Here is a 5858-nt window from a genome sequence, read left to right as displayed (position 1 = left end):
GCCTCCGCCGTGTCGACGGCGGTCACGGCCGCGGCGTCCGCTTCGACCGCCGCACCGGAACGGGTGCGGCGACGGCGGCGCGGGCGGCGCGGTTCGGTCGCGGACTCGGTGCCCTCCGTCTCGGTGGGAGCCGTGGCGTCCACCGTCTGGCCACCGCGGGTGCGGCGGCGGACCCGCGGGGTGCGGGTGCGGCGCGCGGGGCGCTCCTCCGTGGTGGAGGAGCGGCGGCCGCGGCCGCCGGTCTCGCCGAGGTCCTCGATCTCCTCGGCGCCCAGCCCGGCCCGCGTGCGCTCGGCGCGCGGCAGGACACCGGTGGTGCCCTCCGGGATGCTCAGCAGCTCGTACAGATGCGCGGAGGTCGAGTACGTCTCCTCCGGATCGTTGAACGGCAGGTCCAGCGCCTTGTTGATCAGCTGCCAGCGCGGGATGTCGTCCCAGTCGACGAGCGTGATGGCAATACCCGAGGCGCCCGCGCGGCCGGTGCGGCCGATGCGGTGCAGGTAGGTCTTCTCGTCCTCGGGGGACTGGTAGTTGATCACATGGGTGACGCCCTCGACGTCGATGCCGCGCGCGGCGACGTCGGTGCAGACGAGGACGTCGACCTTGCCGTTGCGGAAGGCGCGCAGCGCCTGCTCGCGGGCGCCCTGGCCGAGGTCGCCGTGGACCGCGCCGGAGGCGAACCCGCGGCGGGAGAGCTGGTCGGCGATGTCGGCGGCGGTCCGCTTCGTACGGCAGAAGATCATCGCGAGCCCGCGGCCCTCGGCCTGGAGCACGCGCGCCACGACCTCCGGCTTGTCCAGGGAGTGGGCCCGGAAGACGTGCTGGGTGGTGTTGGCGACGGTCTGGCCCTCGTCGTCCGGCGCGGTGGCGCGGATGTGCGTGGGCTGCGACATGTAGCGGCGGGCCAGCGAGATGACCTGGCCCGGCATGGTCGCCGAGAACAGCATGGTCTGGCGCTTGGCGGGCAGCAGCTGGATGATCTTCTCGACGTCGGGCAGGAAGCCCAGGTCGAGCATCTCGTCGGCCTCGTCGAGGACGAGCGCCCTGACGGAGGAGAGCCGCAGCTTCTTCTGGCCGGCGAGGTCGAGCAGCCGGCCGGGGGTGCCGACGACCACGTCGACGCCCTTCTTCAGGGCCTCGACCTGCGGTTCGTACGCGCGGCCGCCGTAGATCGACAGAACGCGGACGGCGCGGACCTTACCGGCGGTCAGCAGGTCGTTGGTGACCTGCTGGCACAGCTCGCGGGTGGGGACGACCACGAGCGCCTGCGGGGCGTCGGTCAGCTGGTCGGGCTTGGCCCGGCCCGCCTCGATGTCCGCGGGGACGACGACGCGCTCCAGCAGCGGGAGGCCGAAGCCCAGCGTCTTGCCGGTGCCGGTCTTGGCCTGACCGATGACGTCGGAGCCGGAGAGGGCCACCGGAAGCGTCATCTCTTGGATGGGGAACGGGGACGTGATGCCGACGGCCTCGAGGGCCTCGGCTGTCTCGGGGAGGATCCCGAGTTCTCGGAACGTGGTCAGGATGCTTGCCTCTTCTGTGAGACGCGGCGAGAGGCGGCGAAGGGGGTCGCACGGCGCCCGGGGTACACCGGCTTTGGCTGGCCGGTTCGGCGCGGGACCACTGCCCTCGCTCGAGCGCTCACGCCGCGAGCGGGTCCCTCCTGCCGTACGCATGAGATGCGCGCCGCGCGGAGGGCGGTCGGGTGTTAGGAGCCGATCGGGCCACCGACCGGGCATCCGCATTCGTGGAACGACCCGCCGATACTCGACGGGTGCAAATACCACTGTACCCCGGAAGTGCGCATCTGTGACCGGGCAACCCGAACCGGGGCGTGGGGGGACTTGGCTGACCAGGCCCTTCCTCGCCCTGCCGGGCGGACTATTGTGCGCTCCATGGAGACGTCTGACACGCCTGAGACCGAGAAGACCCCGACCGGGATCGCCGCCCAGGACTGGGACACGGCCGCCGCCGACCCGCAGTACCGGGCCGCGGTGGTGGACCTGCTCGGGGCGCTCGCCTATGGCGAGCTGGCCGCCTTCGAGCGGCTCGCGGAGGACGCCAAGCTGGCGCCCACGCTGGAGGACAAGGCGGAGCTGGCGAAGATGGCGTCGGCCGAGTTCCACCACTTCGAGCGGCTGCGGGACCGGCTGGCGGCGGTCGGCGAGGAGCCGACCGCGGCGATGGAGCCGTTCGCGGCGGCGCTGGACGGGTTCCACCGCCAGACCGCGCCGTCGGACTGGCTGGAGGGCCTGGTCAAGGCGTACGTCGGCGACTCGATCGCCAGTGACTTCTACCGCGAGGTGGCGGCCCGGCTCGACTCGGACACCCGCGACCTGGTGCTCCAGGTGCTGGACGACACCGGCCACGCGAGCTTCGCGGTGGAGAAGGTGCGCGCCGCGATCGAGGCCGACCCGCGGGTCGGCGGACGGCTGGCGCTGTGGGCCCGGCGGCTGATGGGCGAGGCGCTGTCGCAGGCGCAGCGGGTGGTCGCGGACCGCGACGCGCTGTCCACGATGCTGGTGGGCGGGCTGGCCGACGGCTTCGACCTCGCCGAGGTCGGCCGGATGTTCTCGCGGATCACCGAGGCGCACACCAAGCGGATGTCGGCGCTGGGCCTGGCGGCCTAGGACTCCGCGGGCCGCTGGCGCGTGGACAAGGGCTCCGGGATTCCGGAGCCCTCCGCGCGCCGCGCCCCGGCGAGCCGGGGACGGCTCAGGCCGGGACCGAGCGGCGGCGGCCGGCGCGGGGCCGGATGAGCAGCGACAGCAGGGCCGCGGCGAAGCCGAGCGCGACCATGAGGACGACCGCCGAGTGGCCCGAGCCCAGCACGGTGTGGGCGATCATCGCGCCGAAGAACGCGGCGCCGGGGCCGGTGGACAGGACGAGGGGCGTGGCGGGCAGCCGTCGGGGCAGCCGTCGGCTCGCCCCGTACGCGATGGCGAGACCGATCAGTACCGAGCCGAGCGCTTCCCAGAAGATCATGGCGCGTCCTTCCCGTGAGCGGATCGGGACCGAAGCGTGATCACGCGTCGGTCCTGCCGGTCCTACCCGGGCCCACGCGGGGGCAACCCTGATCGAGGGGGCGGGCTGCGGCGTACTGGCGCACAACGGCTCAGAGCGCGCTGAAGCCGACCTTGCGGGCGCTCGGCTCGCCGATCTCGACGTAGGCGAGCCGGTCGGCCGGAACCAGGACCTTGCGGCCGTGTTCGTCCACCAGGCTCAGCACCGGCGCCTTGCCGGCGAGCGCGTCGGACACCGCGCGCTCGACGTCCTCGACGGACTGCCCGCTCTCCAAGGTGATCTCGCGGGGCGCGTGCTGCACGCCGATCTTGACCTCCACGGCCTTGTCCCTCCGACGGTCATTTGGTGCGCGGCCGTCCGCGCTGTACGCAGCACACATTAGCCCGGGAATCGGGCCCGCTGGGCGGTGCGGGACAAGCCCGCAGCGAACACGGTCAGTGCCCGCTCTCCGCTCCGTGCAGCGGGAAGCCCGCGATACCGCGCCAGGCGAGCGAGGTGAGCAACTGCACAGCGGTGTCCCGGGGGACGGCACTGCCGCTGGAGAGCCAGTAGCGCGCGACGACCTGCGAGACGCCGCCGAGGCCGACGGCCAGCAGCATGGACTCGTCCTTGGAGAGCCCGGTGTCCTCGGCGATCACCTCGCTGATCGCCTCGGCGCACTGGAGCGAGACCCGGTCCACGCGCTCGCGCACGGCGGGCTCGTTGGTGAGGTCGGACTCGAAGACGAGCCGGAAGGCGCCGCCTTCCTCCTCGACGTACGCGAAGTACGCGTCCATCGTGGCGGCGACCCGCTGCTTGTTCTCGGTCGTCGAGGCGAGCGCGGTGCGCACCGCCTGGAGCAGCGCCTCGCAGTGCTGGTCGAGCAGGGCGAGATACAGCTCCAGCTTGCCCGGGAAGTGCTGGTAGAGCACGGGCTTGCTGACCCCCGCGCGCTCGGCGATGTCGTCCATCGCAGCCGCGTGATAGCCCTGTGCGACAAAGACCTCCTGGGCTGCCCCCAGGAGCTGGTTGCGTCGGGCTCGGCGCGGCAGGCGCGTACCCCGCGGGCGCGCCTCGGTCTGCTCGATGGCTGTCACGCCGCCTCCCATTGAATGTTCCGAGCACGGTGTCCACCGCGCCCGCCATCGTACTTTTGGGTAACAGGGCCGCGCGCGGTCCGTGCGGAGAATTTCACGGACTGGACTCTATGAAGGGCCCACCAAGGGTGCTGGTCACCGGTAGTCCTCCTCGTTCTCCTCGACGACCCTGGCCTGCTCCGCGCGGTCGGCCTCGTTGGCCTCCAGCGGTTCGTCGGCGGTCCGGCGGTCGTCGCGGTGGGGGACGAGGTCATGGTGCTGTTCGGCGGCGTCCGCCTCAGGGGCTTCTACGCCGTAGGGGGCGGAGCTGTCGTTGTTCTCGAGGGCGTTCGCGAAGGTCTCGGGGTCGCTCGGATCGACGGACATGTACTCCCCTTCCCAGAGGCAGATGATCGCCCCTGTGTAATAACGAGCCTAGGAGAGGTCACTTTCGGACGCTACGTGGTCTGTGAGGGTGAACACACGGTCAGCCATGTGATCGTCTCGTAACATTGCGGCATGTCTTCGACCGAGCCGCCGGAAGCCCGCATCGTTGCCGCGGTGCCCCCCGCGCGGCCCGTGCGGGTCGGAGCGGGTGAAAAGCTGCGTACCACCAGCCTGCCCGGTCTCACACTGAACGTGCGTACCCGTCCGCCGGCGGTTTCAGGGCTGCCGCCCGCGGTTTTTCTCCACGGGCTGGGCGGCTGTTCGCAGAACTGGTCGGCGCTGATGGAGCAGCTTGCCGACCGGCTCGATATCGAGGCCCCTGACCTGCCCGGGTTCGGTGATTCCCCGCCGCCCGACGACGGCGACTACTCCGTAACCGGCCACGCCCGGGCCGTCATCCGTCACCTCGACGCGAGCGGCCGTGCCCCCGTGCATCTGGCCGGAAATTCCATGGGCGGCACGATCGCCATCCGCGTCGCGGCCGTGCGGCCGGACCTGGTGCGCAGTCTCACCCTCGTCTCGCCCGCGCTGCCCGAGCGGCGCCCGCAGCGCACCGCGGTGCCCACCGGGCTGCTCGCGATCCCCGGGGCGACCCGCCTCTTCAGTCGCGCGACCCGCGACTGGGACGCGGAGCGGCGCACCCGGGAGCTGCTGGCGCTCACCTACGGCGACCCCCGGCAGGTCAGCCAGGAGGACTTCGCGCTGGCGGTCGAGGAGTACGAGCGGCGGCTCGCCCTGCCGTACTTCTGGGACGCGCTCGCCCGGTCGGCGCGCGGCCTCATCGACACCTACGCGCTCGGCGGCCAGCACTCGATGTGGCGGCAGGCCGAGCGGGTCCTGGCGCCCACGCTGCTCGTCTACGGGATGCGCGACCAGCTGGTGTCCTTCCGGATGGCCCGGCGGGCGAGCGCAACCTTCCGCGACTCGCGTCTGTTGACGCTGTTGGACGCCGGACATGTGGCGATGATGGAGTACCCCGGGGCGGTGGCGCGGAGCATGCGCGAACTGCTCGACGACGTCGACGGACGACCGGTCGGCGTACGAGACGGACGAGAAACACAAGAAGCACAAGAAGTACGAGACGGACGGGACAGCCGGAAGATACGGGGCGTACCGGTGCCCGGAACAGACGGGAGCGGTGCGGCGCGTGGGTAAGCACAGCGCACGGGGCAGCCAGGAGGACCGGGACCCCGGGTCCGCCGAGGCGGATTCCGGCCCCGGTGCGGGACGGCGGCGGCGCTCCGCCGCGCCCGGCGCCCAGGACCCGGCCGCGACGCCGCCGCAGGGCATGCCGCGGACGGCCCTCGGAGCGGCCCCGCCCCCGGCGCGCTCCAG

The 5858-nt window shown here is 72.2% G+C and carries 6 protein-coding genes and 2 pseudogenes; 3 read left to right on the top strand and 5 right to left on the bottom strand.

All coding sequences use genetic code 11. From position 1 onward, the window contains the following. A pseudogene (locus tag EEJ42_RS35230) lies at window positions 1-1572 on the bottom strand (DEAD/DEAH box helicase); the annotation flags it as partial. A gap of 320 nt (window positions 1573-1892) precedes the next feature. Between EEJ42_RS35230 and EEJ42_RS35225 the strand changes: the two are divergent. Further along, window positions 1893-2627: a ferritin-like fold-containing protein gene (locus EEJ42_RS35225; protein ID WP_123106288.1), complete on the top strand. Its 735-nt coding sequence runs from the start codon at window positions 1893-1895 to the stop codon at window positions 2625-2627. 85 nt (window positions 2628-2712) lie between these two features. On the opposite strand, the gene EEJ42_RS35220 is transcribed toward EEJ42_RS35225, so the two are convergent. The 4 genes from EEJ42_RS35220 to EEJ42_RS35205 form a co-directional block, all read right to left on the bottom strand. Next, window positions 2713-2982, bottom strand: a complete 270-nt coding sequence (locus tag EEJ42_RS35220) for a hypothetical protein (protein ID WP_123106287.1) — start codon at window positions 2980-2982, stop codon at window positions 2713-2715. Window positions 2983-3112: 130 nt separating this feature from the next. Continuing rightward, a complete protein-coding gene (locus EEJ42_RS35215; protein ID WP_179936632.1) occupies window positions 3113-3340 on the bottom strand; it encodes a DUF3107 domain-containing protein in 228 nt (75 codons plus the stop codon). A 115-nt stretch (window positions 3341-3455) separates the two neighbouring features. Beyond that, complete coding sequence (locus tag EEJ42_RS35210) at window positions 3456-4097, bottom strand: TetR/AcrR family transcriptional regulator (protein ID WP_123106289.1); 642 nt, start codon at window positions 4095-4097, stop codon at window positions 3456-3458. A gap of 135 nt (window positions 4098-4232) precedes the next feature. Next, window positions 4233-4463: a hypothetical protein gene (locus tag EEJ42_RS35205; protein WP_123106285.1), complete on the bottom strand. Its 231-nt coding sequence runs from the start codon at window positions 4461-4463 to the stop codon at window positions 4233-4235. Between the two features lie 132 nt (window positions 4464-4595). On the opposite strand from EEJ42_RS35205, the gene EEJ42_RS35200 reads away from it, so the two are divergent. Next, window positions 4596-5678 carry an alpha/beta fold hydrolase gene (locus tag EEJ42_RS35200; RefSeq protein ID WP_123106284.1) on the top strand — a complete coding sequence of 361 codons (1083 nt, stop codon included), beginning with the start codon at window positions 4596-4598 and terminating at the stop codon, window positions 5676-5678. After that, window positions 5671-5858: pseudogene (locus tag EEJ42_RS52015) on the top strand (DUF3152 domain-containing protein); the annotation flags it as partial. The gene EEJ42_RS35200 and the pseudogene EEJ42_RS52015, both read left to right, overlap by 8 nt.

The sequence above is a fragment of the Streptomyces botrytidirepellens genome (genome assembly GCF_003721215.1).
Lineage (GTDB): Bacteria > Actinomycetota > Actinomycetes > Streptomycetales > Streptomycetaceae > Streptomyces > Streptomyces himastatinicus.
Note: the sequence above shows the minus strand (reverse complement) of the source record. Positions and strands in the feature narration are given on the sequence as shown.

Excerpts from the sequence above, each read along its gene's own strand:
- EEJ42_RS35225 (WP_123106288.1), top strand. The coding sequence starts at position 1,893 with ATGGAGACGTCTGACACGCCTGAGACCGAGAAGACCCCGACCGGGATC.
- EEJ42_RS35220 (WP_123106287.1), bottom strand. The coding sequence starts at position 2,982 with ATGATCTTCTGGGAAGCGCTCGGCTCGGTACTGATCGGTCTCGCCATC.
- EEJ42_RS35205 (WP_123106285.1), bottom strand. The coding sequence starts at position 4,463 with ATGTCCGTCGATCCGAGCGACCCCGAGACCTTCGCGAACGCCCTCGAG.
- EEJ42_RS35200 (WP_123106284.1), top strand. The coding sequence starts at position 4,596 with ATGTCTTCGACCGAGCCGCCGGAAGCCCGCATCGTTGCCGCGGTGCCC.